This window comes from Streptomyces sp. WMMC500, assembly GCF_027497195.1.
Taxonomy (GTDB): domain Bacteria; phylum Actinomycetota; class Actinomycetes; order Streptomycetales; family Streptomycetaceae; genus Streptomyces.
In genome coordinates this window covers 6,662,434-6,682,084 of the sequence record NZ_CP114905.1, presented here as the reverse complement: position 1 = coordinate 6,682,084, position 19,651 = coordinate 6,662,434, and the positions used below count along the sequence as shown (strand labels likewise).

At 72.5% G+C, this 19,651-nt stretch carries 11 protein-coding genes and 3 pseudogenes; 10 read left to right on the top strand and 4 right to left on the bottom strand.

All coding sequences use genetic code 11. From position 1 onward, the window contains the following. The first annotated feature begins 9 nt into the window (after nt 1–9). The 3 genes from O7599_RS28700 to O7599_RS28690 are packed head-to-tail and all read left to right on the top strand — an operon-like array spanning nt 10 to nt 3,195. Nucleotides 10–1,815, top strand: coding sequence for a discoidin domain-containing protein (locus O7599_RS28700; RefSeq protein WP_281618503.1), 1,806 nt, complete (start codon nt 10–12; stop codon nt 1,813–1,815). A gap of 49 nt (nt 1,816–1,864) precedes the next feature. After that, complete coding sequence (locus O7599_RS28695) at nt 1,865–2,896, top strand: LacI family DNA-binding transcriptional regulator (protein ID WP_281618502.1); 1,032 nt, start codon at nt 1,865–1,867, stop codon at nt 2,894–2,896. Between the two features lie 41 nt (nt 2,897–2,937). Next, nucleotides 2,938–3,195 (top strand): hypothetical protein, encoded by a 258-nt coding sequence (locus O7599_RS28690; protein WP_281618501.1) that lies wholly within the window; start codon nt 2,938–2,940, stop codon nt 3,193–3,195. Nucleotides 3,196–3,416: 221 nt separating this feature from the next. Here O7599_RS28690 and O7599_RS28685 read toward each other — a convergent pair. Together O7599_RS28685 and O7599_RS28680 are read right to left on the bottom strand one after the other, a co-directional pair. Then, nucleotides 3,417–4,736 (bottom strand): annotated as a pseudogene (locus tag O7599_RS28685) (PQQ-dependent sugar dehydrogenase); the annotation flags it as partial. A 182-nt stretch (nt 4,737–4,918) separates the two neighbouring features. Further along, nucleotides 4,919–5,452 (bottom strand): annotated as a pseudogene (locus O7599_RS28680) (DUF1080 domain-containing protein); the annotation flags it as partial. A 403-nt stretch (nt 5,453–5,855) separates the two neighbouring features. Between O7599_RS28680 and O7599_RS28675 the strand changes: the two are divergent. From O7599_RS28675 to O7599_RS28645, 7 genes and pseudogenes are all read left to right on the top strand, one after another. Next, a complete protein-coding gene (locus O7599_RS28675; RefSeq protein ID WP_281618500.1) occupies nt 5,856–7,271 on the top strand; it encodes a hypothetical protein in 1,416 nt (471 codons plus the stop codon). 129 nt (nt 7,272–7,400) lie between these two features. After that, entirely contained in the window at nt 7,401–8,243 is an 843-nt protein-coding gene (locus tag O7599_RS28670; RefSeq protein ID WP_281618499.1) for a family 16 glycosylhydrolase, read from the top strand. A 79-nt stretch (nt 8,244–8,322) separates the two neighbouring features. Continuing rightward, complete coding sequence (locus O7599_RS28665) at nt 8,323–9,408, top strand: S-(hydroxymethyl)mycothiol dehydrogenase (RefSeq protein ID WP_281618498.1); 1,086 nt, start codon at nt 8,323–8,325, stop codon at nt 9,406–9,408. Next, nucleotides 9,405–10,022 (top strand): MBL fold metallo-hydrolase, encoded by a 618-nt coding sequence (locus tag O7599_RS28660; protein WP_281618497.1) that lies wholly within the window; start codon nt 9,405–9,407, stop codon nt 10,020–10,022. Before O7599_RS28665 ends, O7599_RS28660 begins: the two co-directional genes overlap by 4 nt. Before the next feature lie 20 nt (nt 10,023–10,042). Then, nucleotides 10,043–10,162: pseudogene (locus O7599_RS28655) on the top strand (MBL fold metallo-hydrolase); the annotation flags it as partial. A 179-nt stretch (nt 10,163–10,341) separates the two neighbouring features. After that, a complete protein-coding gene (locus tag O7599_RS28650; RefSeq protein WP_281618496.1) occupies nt 10,342–11,529 on the top strand; it encodes a lactonase family protein in 1,188 nt (395 codons plus the stop codon). A gap of 334 nt (nt 11,530–11,863) precedes the next feature. Then, nucleotides 11,864–13,432, top strand: a complete 1,569-nt coding sequence (locus tag O7599_RS28645; protein WP_281618495.1) for an AMP-binding protein — start codon at nt 11,864–11,866, stop codon at nt 13,430–13,432. A gap of 51 nt (nt 13,433–13,483) precedes the next feature. Here O7599_RS28645 and O7599_RS28640 read toward each other — a convergent pair whose 3' ends face one another. Next, entirely contained in the window at nt 13,484–13,795 is a 312-nt protein-coding gene (locus O7599_RS28640) for a hypothetical protein (RefSeq protein WP_281618494.1), read from the bottom strand. Then, nucleotides 13,792–18,399: an RHS repeat-associated core domain-containing protein gene (locus O7599_RS28635; RefSeq protein ID WP_281618493.1), complete on the bottom strand. Its 4,608-nt coding sequence runs from the start codon at nt 18,397–18,399 to the stop codon at nt 13,792–13,794. Before O7599_RS28635 ends, O7599_RS28640 begins: the two co-directional genes overlap by 4 nt. Between the last annotated feature and the right edge of the window lie 1,252 nt (nt 18,400–19,651).

The window sequence follows — 19,651 nt, the reverse complement described above, 5'->3', positions numbered from 1 at the left end:
ACCCCTCCCATGCACCCTCAACCCCCCGCACGCCCCGGCACGGCGAGACCCCGGGGCGCCAAGCGCCTGCCGGCCGTCGCCGCCGTGGTCGCCGCCGGAGCCCTGCTGGCCGGCCTGACGACCGCCCTCCCGGCCGGCGCACAGCCCGCCCCCGAGCCCTCGGCCGCCGCCGCGAGCGTCGTCGAGGTCACCGGCTCGCAGGGCGACTGGCAGCTCACCGTCGACGGCCAGCCGTACACCGTCAAGGGCCTGACCTGGGGCCCGCCCGTCGCCCAGGCCGCGGACTACATGCCCGACGTCGCGTCCCTGGGCGCCAACACGGTACGCACCTGGGGCACCGACGCCACCACCAGGCCGCTGCTCGACGCCGCCGCCGCCAACGGCGTCAAGGTCATCGCCGGCTTCTGGCTCCAGCCCGGCGGCGGCCCGGGCAGCGGCGGCTGCGTCGACTACGTCACGGACACCGCGTACAAGAACGACATGCTCGCCGAGTTCCCCCGCTGGGTCGAGGAGTACCGCGACCACCCCGGGGTGCTGATGTGGAACGTCGGCAACGAGTCGGTCCTCGGGCTGCAGAACTGCTACGAGGGCGCCGAGCTGGAGCGCCAGCGCGACGCGTACACCACCTTCGTCAACGACGTCGCGAAGCGCATCCACGAGGTCGACCCGAACCACCCGGTGACCTCCACGGACGCCTGGGTCGGCGCCTGGCCGTACTACAAGAAGAACGCCCCCGACCTCGACCTGTACGCCGTCAACTCCTACGCCGCCGTCTGCGACGTGCGCGCGGCGTGGGAGGCCGGCGGGTACGACAAGCCGTACATCGTCACCGAGGGCGGCCCGGCCGGCGAGTGGGAGGTCGAGGACGACGCCAACGGCGTGCCCGAGGAGCCGTCCGACGTCGCCAAGGCCGAGGGCTACGGCAGCGCGTGGGACTGCGTCACCGGCCACGACGGCGTCGCGCTCGGCGCCACCCTCTTCCACTACGGCATCGAGAACGACTTCGGCGGCGTGTGGTTCAACCTCACCCCGGACAGGCAGCGGCGGCTGTCGTACTACGCGGTCAAGGAGGCGTACGGCCGCGACACGGGCGGCGACAACACCCCTCCCGTGATCTCCGGCCTCGCGGCCGAGAACCCCGGATCCGTGCCGGCGGGCAGGGAGTTCACGCTCTCCGCGGACGTCGCGGACCCGGACGGGGACGCCGTGACGTACGAGGTGCTCGTCAACAGCAACTACATCGACCAGGACAAGGCGCTGCGGCCGGCGCAGTTCCGGCAGACCGGCGACGGGACGTTCGCGGTGACGGCACCGGACCGGCTCGGCGTGTGGAAGGTGTACCTCCGGGCGGCGGACGGCAAGGGCAACGTCGGCATCGAGACGCTGTCGGTGAAGGTCGTCCCGCCCCCGGTCGACGGCACCAACGTCGCGCAGGGCAAGCCGTCCACGGCGTCCACCGAGCAGACCGACGCCTACGGCGGCTGCCCCTGCGAGGCCGGCGACGCCACCGACGGCAGCTACACCACCCGCTGGGCCAGCTCGTGGGCCGACCCGCAGTGGCTGAGCGTGGACCTCGGCGAGCGGACGACGTTCTCGCACGTCCAGCTCGCGTGGGAGGGGGCCTTCGCCAAGGCGTACGCGATCCAGGTCTCCGACGACGGGCAGAGCTGGCAGACGGTGTACGAGACCGCCGCGGGAAACGGCGGGATCGACGACCTGGAGGTCTCCGGCACCGGCCGCTACGTGCGGATGAACGGCACCGCGCGGGGCACCGGATACGGGTACTCGCTCTACGAGTTCGGCGTGTACCGCTGATCGATCAGCGGTCGGAGAGCGATTTCCGGCGCGTGCTATAAAAGCGCCTATGAGCCGACCGCCGACGCTGGAGGACGTGGCCCGGGTCGCCGGAGTGTCCCGGGCCACGGTCTCGCGCGTGATCAACGCCACCCGGAACGTCGACCCGGCGATCCAGGAGACCGTCCGCGCGGCCGTCCGCACCACCGGCTACGCGCCCAACAGCGCGGCCCGCTCCCTCGTCACCCGGCGCACCGGCGCGGTGGGCCTGGTGATCTCCGGCGCCGGCGAGGGCGGCGACGAGGCCGCGTACCGGCGCTACGTCTTCTCCGATCCCTTCTTCGGCCGCGTCGTCGACGGCGTGATGGGCGCGCTGCGCCCGCGCGGGATGCACCCGATGCTGATGCTCGCCGAGACCGCGGACGCCCGCGAACAGGTCGTCGCCCACCTGCGCCAGGGCATCGCGGACGGCGCGCTGCTGGTCTCCACCCACGGCGAGGACCCGCTGCCGGGCATGCTCACGGCCGCGGACGTGACCACGGTGCTGTTCGCCCGCCCGGCCCGCCCCGTCCCCGCCGGCTACGTCGACCTGGCCCACCGCGACGGCGCCCGTCTGGCCGCCGAACACCTGCTGGCCCGCGGCTGCCGCCGGCCGGTCACGATCAGCGGCCCCCTGGACGTCCTGGCGGGACAGGAGCGGCTCGACGGCTTCAACCAGGCCATGGCCCGCCACGGCCACGCGTACGTCCCGTGCGCGGAGGGCAACTTCACGGCGGCCGGCGGCGAGCAGTCCATGACCCGGCTGCTGCGCGAACACCCGGACCTGGACGGCGTCTTCGCGGCGAACGACCTGATGGCCCGCGCGGCGGTGCAGGTGCTGCGCGACCAGGGCAGACGGGTCCCGGAGGACGTGGCGGTGATCGGCTTCGACGACAGCAGCGCGGCGACGGCGACGCGACCGGAGCTGACGACGGTGCGCCAGCCGGTGGAGGAGATGGCCGGCGAGATGGTCCGGCTGCTGCTGGCCGCACTGGAGTCGCCGGAGGCCCCGCCGGCGTCGGTGATCTTCGAACCGGAGCTGGTGGTACGGGAGTCGGCGTAACGGAAGCCGCCGGCGCACCCGTTCGACCACGGAGGAGGAGCATGCCGTTCGCGTTCGGGATCTTCGGCGTCCTCACGTACGCGATACCCGGAGCCCTCCAGCTCTCCCTGGCCACCTACGTCCTCACCCGGCTGGGCATCGCCGACGTCCCCGACCTGTCCGCGGGCCCGGCGGCGCTGGTGGTCATCGGCGCGGTGGGCGCGGTGCGGGAGGGCCGGAGGATGCAGCACTGGGCGCGGCTCAAGACGCTGGAACTGTGCTTCTGGATCCCGGGCATAGACGAGCACTTCAGGCACTGAGGACGCCGGGCGCGAGCGGAATGCACGCCACCGGGACGAACTCACGGCAACCCGCCTCCGAAAAACACCCCAAAACACCCACGCGACCGGACTTTTGCCGATCGACGCGCACGCAGCCGACGACCGGAACGGCCGAAGGGCGCCGCCGGGCGGCAGAATCGCCCGGCGGCGCCGATCGGCCACGGTGTCCGGCTGCGCCTACCCGGCCGCTACTCGGCCGCCTCCGCGACGTAGTCGATGCGGTAGATCCCGGCGTTGACGTTCTCCCCGCCGCGGCCGACGCCGACGCCCTCGCCGAAGTCGATGACGTAGAGCGAGCCGTCGGGGCCGAAGTGGGCGTCGAAGATCTGGATCCAGCTCATGCCCTCGAAGACCGGGTCGATCGCCTGCGGCTCGCCGCCCGCGCTGTACGTGAACGTCTTGAACCACTTGCGGGTCAGCTCGTAGTTGAACCACTTGCCGTCGTACGACTCGGGGAACTTCGTCGCGCTGTCGAGGTCCGGGTCGAAGTCGTACGCCGGACCGCCCATCGGGCCGCCGCCGCCGGAGCCGAGCTGCGGGAACTCCGCGGAGGCCGCGTACGAGTACCAGACCTGCGCGGCGGTGGCCGGGGGCAACTGGGTCTTGCCCGTGTTGTTCGGCGAGTCGTTCACCGGCGCGGCGCAGTCGAACTTCCCGCCGGAGGTGCCGGTGGCGAAGTCGTAGTCGTTGAACGGGATGTTGTTGCCGACGCAGTACGGCCAGCCCATGTTGCCGGCCTTGGAGATCAGGTTGTACTCGACGATGCCCGCCGGGCCGCGGTCGGCGTTCGCCTCGCGGGCGTCGGGGCCGTAGTCGCCGACCATCAGCGCGTCGGTCGCTGGGTCGACCGCGATACGGAACGGGTTGCGGAAGCCCATCGCGTAGATCTCGGGACGGGTCTTCTTCTCGCCCTTCCTGAAGAGGTTGCCCTTGGGGACGGTGTAGGTGCCGCCCTTGGTGGGCTTGATGCGCAGCACCTTGCCGCGCAGGTCGTTGGTGTTGGCGGCGCTGGCCTGGGCGTCCCAGCCGTGCCGGCCGTCGCGCTCGTCGATCGGCGAGTAGCCGTCCGACTCGAACGGGTCGGTGTTGTCGCCGGTGGCGGCGTACAGGTTGCCCTTGCTGTCGAAGGTCAGCGACCCGCCCATGTGCACGTTGGCGCGGCCTTCGCCGCGCCAGGTGGGGATGGACAGCAGCACCTTCTGGGAGGCGGGGTCGAGCCGGTTGCCCTTGAGGGTGAACCGGGATATGTCGACCTTCTTCTCGGCCTTGTCGGAGTGCATGACGTACAGCCGGTGGTTCGTCGCGAAGGCGGGGTCGAGCGCGAGGCCGAGCAGCCCGTCCGACTGGGTGGTGAACTCCAGCGGATAGTCGAAGTCGTACGCGGTGGTGATCTCCCGCGTCTCCTGGTCGACGATCTTCAGCTCACCGGTGCGCTGCGCCCAGAGGACCCGCCCGTCCGGCGCGACGGCCAGCTCGAAGGGGTCGGCGAGGTCGGAGTCGACCAGCGCGGTGCGGGTGAACCCGGCCGCGTTCGGGGCGCTCGTGCCGGTGGGCTCGGGCGCGGCCACGGCGGAGGGCGTCGCCAACAGTAAGGCGGGCAGGACGGTGAGGGCGGCGACGAGGGACAGGGGTTTGATCGTTCGGCTCATGAGGCTCCCAACGGTGGAGGCGGTACGGCGGGACGACGGTCCCCGCCTGCTCGTCACTTGTCATAGACCTCGATCACGATGTTCCGGAACGAGACCTCGTCCCCGGCGCCGTGGTTCTGCAGCCCGATGTGCCCGGGCCCGAGACGGCGCTCGGGGACGGCGTCGGTGTAGTCGTTGATCTCCACGCCGTTGAGGTGCACGGTGAGCCGGTCGCCGGCGACGCGGAGGTCGTATGTGTTCCACTCGCCCGGCGGCTTCAGCGCGGCGTCGCGGGCGGCGATGTCGGGCGACTGGAAGCCGTACACCGCACCGGTGGTGCGGTCGGGGGAGTCGGTGGCGTCGATCTGGACCTCGAAGCCCTCGTTGCGGATGGAGGGGTCCTCGCCGGCGGGAAAGCCGAGGTGGACGCCGGAGTTGTCGTCGCCGGCCACGCGCCAGTCGAGGGTCAGGCGGTAGTCCTGGCCGAACTCGCGGTCGGAGTACCAGATGAGCCCCAGGCCGCCGTGCGAGGTGAGCGCGCCGTCGGCGAGGGTGAACCCGCCGGGCCCGGCCTGGCTCCAGCCTTCGGTGGAGGTGCCGTCGAAGAGGACGAGGCGTTCGGGGGCGCAGTCTTCGGCCGGGGCCGGGGCCGGGGCCGGGGCGGACGCGGACGCGGGGACGGACGCGGGGACGGGGGCGGCGGCGAGGAGGCAGCCGGCGGCGGCCGTGACGAGGACGGCCCGCAGGGGGGTACGGCGGTGGGGGGTGGGCACAGTGATTCTCCTGAGGGATCGCGAAGAAAGCGCTTTCTGACTGTGCCCTGTCAACGTAAGCCTCATGACGCCCGGGGTCAACGCCTTGGCACGTACCGGAAGTCAGCACCGCCGTGGCATGGGACGCCGGGCATGGCAGCATGGGCGACCGACGTGCGGCCTCACGTCCGCCCAGGGCGGGGCCGTCCGGCCCGAAGTCCTCACCGACCGCCCTCCGGTTCCGACGAGAAGGAGTGCCTTGTCCGTCCATCCCTTCTACGGCGTGCGCGTGCTTGACCTGGACCCCGGCCGGCGGCGGGTGAGATTCCGGATCTTCGTCGTCGACTACCACCCCGACCGCCGGTGGCACGCCGAACTGCCGGAGGACGCCGGCTTCTTCCTGTCGCTGCTGTGGGAGAGCGCGGTCGGCGGCGGCGGTTCACTCGGCGGTTTCCTCACCTGGCGGGAGCCCGAGAACGACGGCTGGCTCGCCGTGAACGCCCGCTGGTTCGTGGAGAACGTCGAACCCGTCGCCGTCCGCCACCACCCGCCGCCCGACGAGCTCTGGGAGCACGTCGCCGCCCTCCGGGAGGAGGGGATCCACCAGCGCGACGACGGCTGGCCGGACGAGGACCGGCTCGTGCAGGCCGACTACGAGGTGCAGGTCACCGACCCGCGGTGGCTGGAGCATCTGCGGCCCGGGCTGAGCTGGGAGACCGGGTACTACCCGGACCCGACCCGCCGGTTGCGCGCCGGGGACGCCCCGCACGTACCGGATCTCACGGAGCCGGAGGCGGTGCTCGCCCCGTTCGACGGTTCCGACGGTTCCGACGGTTCCGCCGGTTCCGACGGTGGCGACCACGTCGTGGTGCTGGCCTTCTCCGACGACGGCCGCTTCCTCGCCGTCACCAGCGAGGACGGCGAACTCGCCGTCTACGACACGGCCGACCGCTCCGAGCGGCTCCGCGCGGCACCCGCGTCGGCCGGCCGGGACATCATGTGGGTGCCCGGGCGGCATGTGGTCACGCTCAAGGAGGACGGGAACGACGAGGTCCGCCCGTGGGCCTACGACCTCGACGCCGGCACCGAGACCGACGTTGCGGTGGAGCCGGGACGCGTACGCTCCCGCACCGGCCGCTTCCGGGTCGAGTACGGCGAGGGCGGCCGGGTGGACTTCGTCTCCGGTCAGTCCTCGCCCGATCGCACGATACGGCTCGGTGACCCGTCCTCCGGCCGGGTCCGGGGCGTGGCGTTCAGCGCGGACGAGACCCGGATGTTCGTCGCCCACGACGCGCAGGTGCACGTGGTCGAGCCCGCCACCGGCAGGGTCCTCGACGCCGTCCCCGTGCCGGGTGACTGGCTGAACGCGCTGGCGGCGAGCCCCGACGGCGCGTACCTGGCCGTGGCGACCGAGGACTGGGACGACGAACGCAGGTGCACGCCCGACCTCTACCGGGTCGCCGACCGGGAGCTGATCATGCGGCGCCCCGCGCGCGACCCTGCGCAGGCCGGGATCACCGCCCAGGCCCTCGCGTGGTCGCCCGACGGTGCCCGGCTGGCGGCCGTCGTCGAGAACGAGATCCATCTCTTCCGCGTCGGCCTGCCGGACAGGCCACCGGCCCGTCTCGAACTCGCCCGGCACTACAGGGAGCAGCACCACGGAGAGCAGGGCTGAAACGGGCACGGCGGTCTCCCGCCGGGGCGCGGGTTGTGCTTTCGTGAGGAGTCGGCGGGCGGTTTGCGCCGGGGCCTCGCCTCCGCCCGCGTACGGAGCCAGTCCCTCACCCGCGAAAAGAGGCCCCCCATGCCGCTCGACCGCCGCACGTTCCTGCTCTCCTCCGGCGCCGCGCTCGCCGCCGGCGCCGGAGTCGCCACCGCCCGGCCCGCCCTCGCGCAGCCGCCCGCCCTGGCGCAGCCGCCCGCCGCGCCGCTCGCGTGGGAGACCGTCATCGGGTCCGGCACCTTCGCCGACTACGGCGCGCTCCAGGCCGCCTGGAACTACCGCTACCCGTGGGGCTCCGACCACAACGGCTCCGCGCGGATGTACGCCAGTGCCACCGACCACAACCACGTCTATCTGGAGTCCGGCGGCGTCCTCGTGCTCAGGGCGTCGCGCATCACCTGGGACGAGGGCAACAGCAGCAGCGATCCCCACCTGCCCATCCGCTACCACTCCGGTGCCGTCCACGCCAAGGCGCACGTCGTCGTCGACGACCGGTACCCGCAGTGGGAGGTCAAGGGCGAGTTCCAGGCGCCGTCCGCGCGCGGCACCTGGCCCGCGTTCTGGCTGACCGGCGCCGACAGTTGGCCGCCGGAGAGCGACATCCTGGAGTACAAGGGCGACGCCCGGAACTGGTTCAACACCTACGACGGCGGCTGGGACAACACCATCGTCCCGGTCTCCAACCCCGGTGCCTGGCACACCTATCGTGCCTGGATCGCCAAGGTCAGCGCCACCGACGTCGACATCCACTACTACCTCGACGGCACCTGGGTCGGTCAGCACCGCGGCTCGAACTTCGTCGGCGCCCCCATGTGGATCATCATCAACCTGCAGATGGAGGGTTCCTCGGGCTCCCCCGGTCCCTCCGGCGACACCCACTACCGCGCCCGGAACCTCTACGTCGGCCGGGCGAACAACACCTGACGCCCCCCGCGGCAGGGCAGGGCGATTCACGAGGGCGGGGAACGTACTGTATGAGCCCCGTCACGAAGGGAGCGCCCTCATGCCTCAGGACGTACGAGCCGTCGTCGCGCGTGCGAAGAACGAGCCCGTGCAGATCACCACCGTCGTCGTGCCCGACCCCGGGCCCGGCGAGGCCGTGGTCGCGGTGCAGGCGTGCGGGGTGTGCCATACGGATCTGCACTACCGCGAGGGCGGCATCAACGACGACTTTCCCTTCCTCCTCGGCCACGAGGCGGCGGGCGTCGTGGAGTCCGTCGGCGACGGCGTCACCGAGGTGGCGCCGGGCGACTTCGTCGTCCTCAACTGGCGTGCCGTGTGCGGCCGGTGCCGGGCGTGTGAGCGGGGGCGGCCCTGGTACTGCTTCGACACCCACAACGCCACGCAGAAGATGACCCTCCAGGACGGCACCGAGCTGGCGCCCGCGCTGGGCATCGGCGCGTTCGCGGAGAAGACGCTCGTCGCCGCCGGCCAGTGCACGAAGGTCGACCCCGAGGCGTCCCCCGCCGCGGCCGGGCTGCTCGGCTGCGGCGTGATGGCCGGTCTCGGTGCCGCGCTCAACACCGGCGCCGTCGGCCGCGGCGACTCCGTCGCCGTCATCGGCTGCGGCGGCGTCGGCGGGGCCGCCGTCATGGGCGCGCGGCTGGCGGGCGCCGGGAAGATCATCGCGATCGACGTGGACGAGCGGAAGCTGACCACCGCGACGGGCCTGGGCGCCACGCACACGGTCGACGCCCGTGAGGCCGATCCCGTCGAGGCGGTACGGGACCTCACCGGCGGCCACGGCGCCGACGTCGTCATCGAGGCGGTCGGCCGCCCGGAGACGTACAAGCAGGCGTTCTACGCCCGTGACCTCGCCGGCACCGTCGTCCTCGTCGGCGTGCCGACGCCCGAGATGACGCTGGAGCTGCCGCTGCTCGACGTCTTCGGCCGCGGCGGCGCACTGAAGTCCTCCTGGTACGGCGACTGCCTGCCGTCCCGCGACTTCCCCATGCTCATCGACCTCTACCGGCAGGGCCGGCTCGACCTCGACGCCTTCGTCTCCGAGACCATCGAACTCGACGGCGTGGAGGCCGCCTTCGCCCGGATGCAGGCGGGCGACGTGCTGCGCTCGGTGGTGATCCTGTGAGCGGCGCCCGCGTCGACCACCTGGTCACCTCCGGTACGTTCTCGCTCGACGGCGGCACCTGGGACGTCGACAACAACGTGTGGATCGTCGGCGACGACGCCGAGGCGCTCGTCATCGACGCCGCCCACGACGCCGCCGCCATCGCCGCCGCCGTCGGCGACCGCCGCGTGACCGCCATCGTCTGCACCCACGCCCACGACGACCACATCGACGCCGCCCCCGCGCTCGCGGCCGCGACCGGCGCGCCGGTCCTCCTCCACCCCGACGACCGGGTGCTGTGGGAGATGACCCACCCCGACCGCGCCCCGGACGGCGCCCTCGCGGACGGCCAGACGCTGACGGTCGGGGGCACGGAGCTGACGGTCCTGCACACCCCGGGCCACGCGCCGGGCGCCGTCTGCCTGTACGCGCCGGAGCTGGGCACCGTCTTCACCGGCGACACCCTCTTCCACGGTGGTCCGGGCGCGACCGGCCGCTCGTACTCCGACCGCCCGACGATCGAGGCGTCGATCCGCGCGCGGCTGCTGACGCTACCGCCGGAGACGGTGGTACGGACCGGCCACGGCGAGTCGACCACGATCGGAGCGGAGGCCGCCGGGGCGCGGGAGTGGTGAGAAGGCGGGAGGAGTAGGGGACGATCGAGGCGTCGATCCGCGCGCGGCTGCTGACCCTGCCACCGGAAACGGTGGTACGGACCGGGCACGGCGAGACGACCACGATCGCGACGGAAGCCGCCGAGGCGCAGCAGTGGTGAGACGGCGGGCGGAGTAGGCGCCGGGGGTACGGAACGGCGGCCCCGGCGCGCCGTCGGCGCACGGCCGAGACGCAACGCCGGTGGCACCGGGCGCCGTTGACCCGCCCGGGGCCGCCCGGCATGCTCATGGCCGGGACATGCCACCCATTCGTCACTCCATCCCCCACTGGAGGTCTCCCATGCCGTCCCGCCCCACCCGCCCCACCCGCCGCTCCCTGCTCCTCGGCGCCGCGGGCCTCGGCGCCGGCGCGCTCGGCGCCGCGGGCATCGGCGCCGCCCACGCCGGTGCCCCGCAGAGCGCACCCCCCGCAGGACGCCGGCCCCTCGCACTGCGCCCCCTCTACCTCGGCACCTACGGCCAGGGCATCCTCGCCTGCACGTACGACACCGCCACCGGCGCCCTCGCCGAGACCGACGGCGGCTTCGGCGACGTCACCAACCCCGACTTCCTCGCCCTCTCCCCCGCCGGCGACGTCCTCTACTCCACCGTCGGCGGCGGCGCCGAGGGCGGCGTACGGGCGTACGCCATCGGCGCGGACGGCGCGCTCAGCGCGCTCGGCGGCGTGCAGTCCACCGGCGGCGCCGGCGTCACGCACCTGTCGGTGCACCCCGCCGGCGGGCATCTGCTCAGCGCCAACTACACGGGCGGCAGCGTCGCCGTGCACGTCATCGAGGACGACGGCAGCGTCGGCGAGCGCACCGGCTTCGTCCAGCACACCGGCTCGGGCCCGGACCCGGACCGCCAGGAGGGCCCGCACGCGCACCAGATCCTCACCGACCCGGCCGGCGGCTTCGTCTACGCCGTGGACCTGGGCACTGACTCCGTCTACACGTACGCGCTCGACACCGGCAGCGGCGCGCTCTCTGCGGTCTCCGAGGCGAAGGCCGTGCCGGGCGCCGGGCCGCGGCACATGGTCTTCCATCCGCAGGGCGCGTACGCGTACGTGGCCAACGAGCTGGACAGCACCGTCACCGCGTACGCCCACGACGCGGAAACCGGCGAGCTGACCCGGCTGGAGAGCCTGCCGACCCTCCCCGACGACGTGGACCCCGGCGGCAACTACCCCGCGGAGATCACGATCTCGGGGGACGGCCGGTTCGTCTACCTCTCCAACCGGGGGCACAACAGCGTCGCCCGCCTCGCCGTGGCGGCCGACGGCGCCGAGCTGAGCCTGGTGGACACCGTGCCCTGCGGCGGCGACTGGCCGCGGCACATCACCCTCTCGCCGGACGGCGCGCTGTTCTACTCGGCCAACGAACGGGGCCGCACCATCGGCGTGTTCACCGTGGACGCGGAGAGCGGCGCGCTCACGGCGGCGGGTGAGCCGTTCGCCACGGCGTCCACGGGCTGCGTCCTGCCCACCTGAGCGAGCCCGACCCGCCCCGCGGCCCGTCACGCCGGGTCACCTCGTGACGGGCCCGCGGGGACTCCGGAGCACCGCCCGGCCCCGCGCGTGCTCGACGCCATTATTCGAACCAGGAATCAAACACGCCCTCACCTCCCCATTTGCACGCCCGAGAGGTCGGGCGTGTCTTGTATGCCGCCTTTCCCGTGACGAATCCTCAACTAGACGCCAAGTGGTCCTCTGCCGTCCCCCGAGTCCGCCACCCCACACTGTCCGCGCGCGACCCCGGGCGGCGGCGCCGCCCGCGGTTACCGAACGTGACGCAGGTCTGGGCGGAGGACAGGTGAAGGGCATCGTGAGCCGGAATCCCCACCACAAGCGCGGCCTCTATCTGGGTACGGTGCCGGAGCGGGCCGCGGCGAAGCACGGCGGGACGCTGCTGACGCTGGACCACGACCTCGACGCCCTGCCCGAGGCCGGCCGCCGGCTGACGATCGCCGAGGTGGCGGAGTTCGCCGCCGACCTGGCGAACCGGCAGGCGGCGGTGGGCGTACGGGCCGGAGACCACGTCGTCGTCTACAAGCGGGCGAACGTCGACGCCTGGCTGCTCGCCACCGCCGCCGCCCGCCTCGGCGCGATCCCCGTCATGCTCTCCCCCGCCCTGCCCGCGCCCACGGTGGCCGCCCTCCTCAAGCGCCTCCAGGGACCGCGCCGCCCCCACCTGCTCACCGACCGCCCGAAGCTCACCGAGCTGGCCGGCCTGCCCCTCGACGAGCTGACCACGTCGGTCATCGGCGTGGCGGGCGCCGGCCGCGGCGTGGCGTCGCTGGCCCGCCTCGCCGGCGCCCCGCCCGTACCGCCGGTGTTCCAGGGGCTGGACGAGCCGGCGATGATCACGCACACCTCGGGCACCACGGGCGTACCGAAGCTGGTCGTCCACACCCCGCGCACCATGCGCGCCCGGCTGCGCCCGCAGCTCGTCATGCTGGCGCTGATGCGCCGGCGCGAGACCGTCGCGATCAGCGTGCCGTTCGTCCACTCGCGGCTGTTCGCGGCGATGACGCTCGCGCTGACGAAGGGCATGCCGACCATCCTGCTCACCAACCACGACCCGGAGGCGGTGGCGAAGGTCTTCCTGCGGAACCGGCCCGGCCTCGTCGAGGCCCTGCCCAACGCGTTCCTCGCCTGGGAGGGCCTGGCCGCGGACCCGCGCGAGCCCTTCGCGTCCGTGAAGTACTTCTCCTCCACCTTCGACGCGCTCCACCCCCGCACCGTTCGCCGCCTCCTGGACGCCTCCCGCCGCCGCGCCCCGCAGTTCTTCCAGATCTACGGCCAGTCCGAGGTCGGCCCCGCCGTGGGCCGCCCCTACTTCCGCCGCGACGCCCGCCGCATGGACGGCCGCTGCGTCGGCTTCCCGCTGCCGGGCAGCGCGCGGGTCCGCGTCGTCTCCCGGAACGGCCGGCGGGTCTCCGCCGCGAACCCCGGTTTCATCGAGGTCCGCTGGGCCGGTCTCGCCCAGACGTACCACGGCGAACAGGACCGCTACGACGAGAACGTCCACGACGGCTGGTGGCGCACCGGCGACGTCGGCTACCGGACCCGCGCCGGCTGCCTGCACATGCTCGACCGCGAGATCGACACCATCCCCGGCGTCGGCTCCAGCCTGGAGATCGAGGACGCCGTCCTCGACCGCCTGGACGAACTCGTCGAACTCGTCGTCGTCCCGGGCCCGGACGCCGAGCCGGTACCCGTCCTGTGCACCCGCGACGACCAGCCGCTGGTCCCGGCCCGCTGGCGGGCGGCCACCGCCGACTACCCCCAGCTCGGCGCCCCCGTCCACCTCCCGCTGGCCGAACTCCCCCGCACCGCGACCCTCAAGACCCGCCGCGTGGAGCTGTCCCGCCTCCTCCACGACCGCCTCTGAGCCCCGGCAGCCCGGGACCCCGCGACCGCGCCGCGGCAGAACCGGCCGCGCTCACTCCTCCGGCAGCGTCCACTCCGGCCCGCCCCTCGGCGGCGCCTCGCGGACCTCCCAGCCGGAGGGGTCCGCGTCCGGCTCCCAGTACGGCACGTTCCCCGCGTAGTACAGGCCGTAGGCCCAGTAGTCGGGAAGCTCGTGGCACATGATGTCGGGATACGGCTCGATCTCCGCGCCGCCGTAGGCCCTGTTGATCCGGGCCACGGCCTCGGCCCGGGAAATGCCGATGCGCTGCACCATGACATCGGCGATGTCCCGGAAATACTTCAGCATTCCCTCGTCGAGGTCCGTCGTGAATTCTTCCGTCATGATCCTGTCGGCGGTCCGTGGCGGGTGATTTCGGCGTTGTTGAAGACGTCCTGCGCCCGGTCGGTGAAGATGGCGATCTGGTGCCCTTCCAGGCGCGGTGGGGCACCGTTCAGGAAGTCTCCCACATTCCTCAGCATGGGCCCCTCGACCATGTCGTAGTCGTGCATCGGGCCACCGGTCCTGCCCGACCTGAGCATGTCGTTCAGCTCGTCGCTCGGCCCGTTGAAGATCCGGCTGTTCAGGTTGTCCAGCTCGCTGCGCGGCACCCGGAAGTGGATGACCGCCGGCACGTCGCCCTCGCGCCTGGCGAGGCGCTTGGCCCAGGTGAGGGCCTGCGCCGGGTCGTTCGTCACGTAGAAGCCGCCGCGCCCGAAGTCCATGTTCCTGGTGCCGTAATGGACGTCGACTCCGTTGGCCATGATGTTGTCGGCCGCCCTGCCGAACGTGCCGTGATAAAGGTCCACCATGCACGGCGCGCGCAGGCCGAGCGGGTCGGTCCACTGCAGCGGATTGGGCACGTAGGCATGGTGGTTGGGCGCCGGGGTACGGCCCAGGGGGTCGGGGCTGAAGTAGCGGCCGGTGGCCGGTTCGTAATAGCGGTGGCGGTTGTAGTGCAGCCCGGTCTCGGCGTCGTGGTACTGGCCCGGAAAGCGCAACGGGCACTCGACTCCGCCCCGCCCCCCGGAGCCGCCGTCCGCCGGCAGGCCCCAGACGGTGGACCGGCGGGCCCAGACGACCGTGCCGGCGGCGTCGACCAACTCCTCCGGGGTGCCGACGAGGTCGGTGACGATTCCGTAGAACCGCTCGTCGATCTCCTCCTGCGTGGCGTCGGCGGCAGGCGTACGCACCCGCTGGCCCACGGGCGTGTGCCCCTCGCCCCAGTCCCACACCGTGCTGGCGGCGCCGTCCGTCTGCTCGGCGAGCCGGTCGCCGTCCCAGAAGAAGAGCACCTCCGCCACGACGCTCTCGCCGTCGTCGCCGAGCAGCCGCTTGGCGACGCGCCGGCCCAGCGGGTCGTACGTGTAGCGCCACTCCCGCCCGTCCGGCGTGACGACGCCGGTGAGCTGGTCCTCGGCGTCCCAGGAGTAGCGCCACTCGCGCCGCCCGCCGGACAGCAGCCGGGTGCTGCGCCGCGTGACGCGGCCCTGCTCGTCGTGCTCGTAGACGGTGCGGCCGGCGCGCCGGATGAGGGTGCCGCTGTACGTGCGCTCGCCGGGCCCGGCGTCGTCGCCGGCCGCGGCGTCCGGGACGCCGGACCAGAGGAGGTTGCCGAGCGCGTCGTAGCGGTACGACTCCTCCCGCCCGCCGCCGCGCGCGGCCGTGACCCGGCCGGCGGCGTCCAGCTCGTAGTCGACGTCGCCGCGCAGCAGGTCGCTGACGCCCGCGAGGAAGCCGTCGGCGCGGTGGACGTACGTGCGCCGCTGGAGGGCCGTGCCGCTCCCGGCGGCCGCGGCGCCCGTACCGGCCGGGGCCGTCAACTCCTGCGTCGTGCGCAGCCGGTCGCCGTCGAAGCGGTGGGTGAGCACCGCGGCGTCGCCGAGCACCCGCTCCAGCTCCCGCCCGGCGGCGTCGTAGCCGAAGGTGACGTCGGTGTCGCCGATGTGCTGGACCGCGGAGCGCTCCGCCGGCCGGTACGTCCAGCGGGTCACCGCCCCGGACGGTGTGCGCCGCTCGGTCCTGCGGCCCGCCGCGTCGTACGCGAAGCCGACCGTCCGGCCGTTCCAGGACTCGGCGAGGGTGTGGCCGGCGGCGTCGGTCTCGACGCTCAGCTCGACGTCCGGGTTGGCCGCGTGCACGAGGCGGCCGAGCGGGTCGTAGCGGTAGGTGGTGACGACGTCGTCGGCCGTCATGCCGGTGACGTTGCCCAGCGCGTCGTACGCGAAGGCCGTGGTCTGCCCCGCGCCGTTGGTCCGCTCGGCCAACTGCCCGGCGGCGTCGTAGCGGTAGCGCAGGGTGCGGCCGTCCCAGTCGGTCTCCTCGACGAGGTTGCCGACCGGGTCGTAGCGGTAGCTCCAGCGCTGCCCGGAGCCGTTGCGCACCTCGGTCAGCCGCAGCTCGCTGTCGTACGTGAAGTGGTGCGCGGTGCCGTCCTGGTCCTCCTCGGCGGCGCGCAGGTCGAAGTGCGTGTGGCGGTAGACGGTGCGGCGGCCGGTCGAGGAGGCGTACTCCAGCGGGTTGAGATCGGCGTCGTACGTCCACCGCTCGCTCTTGCCGCTCGGCAGCTCGCGCCAGGAGATCTGGCCCTCCACCGTCCAGCCGACCTTGGTGACCTCGCCGAAGGGGTCGGTCAGCTCGGTGATGCGGCCGAACGCGTCGCGGGTGAAGGAACGCCGCGCGCCGAGCGCGTCGGTGGCGGCGACGACGAGGCCGGCGGCGTCGTTGTCGAGAACCTGGAGGCGGTTGCCGAGCGGGTCGGTGATGCCGGTGGTGGCGCCGCGCCCGTCGACGGTGAAGACCGTGGTGGCGCCGAGCGGGTCGGTGACGGCGCGCCGGTTGCCGCGGTCGTCGTAGGCGTACTCCCAGCAGGTGCCGTCGGGGCGGATCACCTTGACGGGCAGGTCGAGGTCGTTGAACTCCACGGCGAGCACGCCGCCGTCGGGGCGCTCGATCTCACTGAGGTTGCCGGAGGCGTCGTAGCGGTAGCTGGTGGTGCGGCCGAGGGGGTCGGTGAGCGAGGCGAGGCGCTGAAAGGCGTCCCAGGTGCGGGTGGTGGTGTGGCCCAGCGGGTCGGTCTCGGCGACGAGCTGGAAGGACTCGTCGAAGCGGTAGACCGTGGCGTGCCCGTGGGAGTCGGTGGCGGTGGTGGTACGGGTCTCGTCGTCGTAGGCGTACGCGTACGCCAGCACTCCGTCGTCGCCCCCGGTGCGCACGCAGCGGCCCAGCTCGTCGTACGCGTAGCGGTACCAGGCGTCGGAGCGGTCGCACCAGCCGGTGATCCGGCGCTCGTCGTCGTACGCGTAACGCTGCGGCCGGCCGGAGGAGTTGACGACGCCGGCGAGGTTGCCGCGGTCGTCGTAGCGGTAGCGCAGCAGGACCGGCTCCCGGGGGTCACTGCGCAGGGTGAGCGCGGTGACGCGGCCGTCGGCACACGTCAGACCGACGCGGTAGCCGCCGTGATGGACCAGCTCCGCGGGCGCGCCGTCCTTGCCGTAGACGACCTCCAGGCTGTTGCCGTTACGGTCACCGATCGCGGCCAGCACCAGCTCCCCCGCCCGACCGCCCGGATCGGGCACGAACCGCAACGTCCGCCCCGCCTCGGGCTGCCGCACGGTGATCGCCCCCTGCGGACTCCCGTCCCAGGTCAGCAGCCACTGCGGCCCGACAACCGGCGCCACCGCCTCACCCGCGACGGGCACGGGGTAGTACAGCACCATCCCGTCCTCGGTGACGAGCCGCAGGCCGTCGTCGTCGAGCATGAGCCGCTGGTCGAGCGTGGACACCCAACTCGGCCCGAACCACCGGCCGACGCCGATCCCCGTGCGGTGGCTGCGCGCCAGCACGAGGGGCAGGAGGCCGGGGAGTTTGATGTCCTCGATCGACATGACCATCTGCCCGGTGGCGACGTCGACGGGGTCGCCGCAGGTGAAAAGTTTCTTCATGGAGCGGCCCATGGCCTGCATGGTCTTGCCGAGCCCGGAGACGGCGGCCTTCATGCCCTTCATGCCGCCCTTGACCGCGGCCAGCCCGCCCTTCAGCCCCTTCGCGAGGCCGCCGAGGGTGGTGAGTCCCTTCATGCCGGGGATGCAGTCGAGGGCGGCGAAGGCGACGTCCCAGAGGGAGGCTTGGCCGTTCATGTACTTGTAGAGGGTGTCGGCGAGGACGACGAGGGCTGCGGCGAGAACGACCCAAGCCAGCGGCCCGCCGATGATCAGGACGACGATGCCGAGGACCGCGACGATCACCTTGCAGACGTTGACGATCGTGTCCCAGTTGTCCTTGACCCAGTCGACCGCCTTCTCCCACCACTTCCGGTTCTGAATACCGGCGTCGGAGGCGTCTTCGAGCTTGTCCTTGGCTTCGGAGGCGGCGTCCTCACGCATCTTCTTGGCATCGGCGGCCATCTTCTTCGCGGCTTCGAGACCGGCTTCGGCGTTGTCGACGGCCGACTGCGCGGAGGACTGGGCGGACTTGGCGTCGGTGGCGTTGCGGGTGGCGGCCCGTACCTCAGACTCGTCGGGCTTCTCCTTGCCCTCCTTCTCGTCGTACTCCTCGGTCTTCGCAGTGGCCCGATCGACCCAGGAGTTGGCGGAGTCCAGCCGCCCGTTGGCGGCGGTCAGATCACTCTGCGCCTCCCGGCCCTTGGCGAGAGCCTTGTCGGCGAGGGACTGGGCCCGCTCCAGCTTCGGCCAGTACGCGGCCAGCGCATCGCCCGCCAGGTCGTAAGAGCGCTGGAGCTTCTTCAGATTCTTGGGAACCTCTTCGAACTCGTCCTGGAAGGCCTTGGCGGTCTTCCCCGCCCACCGCAGCAGCGCGTCCTCACCGGCCATCCCCTTGATCTGCCGCAGCGCATCCGCCACATCGTCGGCGAAGTCGTGCAGCTCACGGGCCAGTTGCTTGACCCGCTCCGGATCCCCCGGCGTGGGGTCGTCATCCAGATCGAGCACATGCCAATCCGTCGGACGGCTACCCATGGCTCCCCCTGCACATCGCTCGCGGTCGTCCCGTCCACGGACCCGGACACCAGCCCGACACCGTGCGACCTCCCCAGAGAGACGAAAACCAGCCACCCGCGGTTCTCCCCCACCCGACAAACGGCGCGCCCCGCACTCGCAGCAGGGGCCGGCACGTCCGCACCCGTCGAAACGTTCCTGCTAGGAGGGGGGAAGGGTGGGGCGGGTGGGACTCGAACCCGCAGTGGCCGCGCCACCGGGCGTCTCAGGCAGACAGGCGTCCCTGTGGCGGCGGAACGTCTGCGGGGCGGCGGGTTGTTCGGCCATGCGCCGGGAAGTCGGCAGTCGTGGCACAGACGGCGCTGCGAAGACCGGACGGGGTGGGTTCCAGGCCGGCCTTCGCGGCCAGCAGCCGCCGCAGTTCGGTCCAAGTCAATGCCCCAAGACAACCTTTCCTCGTTCAGAGACGCGGTCCGATTGCATCGCCCTTCACACCAAATGCACGAATCCACGAAAGTGCTTGAAAACACAGCGGGATCGACGAAAAACTGCAGGCCACGGAGCCTGCTCCCCGCACCCGCGGGGATGGTCCCGGGGGAGAGCTGCACCGCGCGGGGCGTACGTACTGCTCCCCGCACGCGCGGGGATGGTCCCAACGGGCTGATCGACACCTCGGACAAGAGGATCTGCTCCCCGCACACGCGGGGATGGTCCCACCGGATCCTGCGACTCGGCGGCAGGCTGCGGCTGCTCCCCGCACGCGGGGGGATGGTCCCAGGGCCTCGATCTGGTCGGGGGTCAAGTGGTCCTGCTCCCCGCACCCGCGGGGTTGGTCCCCTGGAGGCCGCGCACGGTGCCCGGGGGCGGTCGGTGCTCCCCGCGCCCGCGGGGTCGGTCCCTGCTTCTCGGGCAGGTGCGCACTCTCGTGAAGGTGCTCCCCGCGCCCGCGGGGTTGGTCCCCACGGCGACACCAACATCGAGCACTATTGGGCGTGCTCCCCGCGTCCGCGGGGTTGGTCCCGTCTCGGGCATGCCCTTCCATTCGTCGCGTCCGTGCGCCCCGCGCCCGCGGGGTTGGTCCAACGATTTCTACTGAGCATCACCTGAATGAGCGTTGCCGCTCTGAGCACGAGGAACGCCCCCGGGAGCGCACGCTCGCGCTCCCGGGGCCGCCCCCTGCCCGCCCGTCCTTCCGTAAACGGGAGGCGCACAGTCGCCGCCACAGCGCCGCACGCGGGCGATCAGG

Coding starts and splice junctions, on each gene's coding strand:
- O7599_RS28690 (WP_281618501.1), top strand. CDS start 2,938: ATGCCGTTCGCGTTCGGGATCTTCGGCGTCCTCACGTACGCGATACCC.
- O7599_RS28700 (WP_281618503.1), top strand. CDS start 10: ATGCACCCTCAACCCCCCGCACGCCCCGGCACGGCGAGACCCCGGGGC.
- O7599_RS28650 (WP_281618496.1), top strand. CDS start 10,342: ATGCCGTCCCGCCCCACCCGCCCCACCCGCCGCTCCCTGCTCCTCGGC.
- O7599_RS28640 (WP_281618494.1), bottom strand. CDS start 13,795: ATGACGGAAGAATTCACGACGGACCTCGACGAGGGAATGCTGAAGTAT.
- O7599_RS28670 (WP_281618499.1), top strand. CDS start 7,401: ATGCCGCTCGACCGCCGCACGTTCCTGCTCTCCTCCGGCGCCGCGCTC.
- O7599_RS28695 (WP_281618502.1), top strand. CDS start 1,865: ATGAGCCGACCGCCGACGCTGGAGGACGTGGCCCGGGTCGCCGGAGTG.
- O7599_RS28665 (WP_281618498.1), top strand. CDS start 8,323: ATGCCTCAGGACGTACGAGCCGTCGTCGCGCGTGCGAAGAACGAGCCC.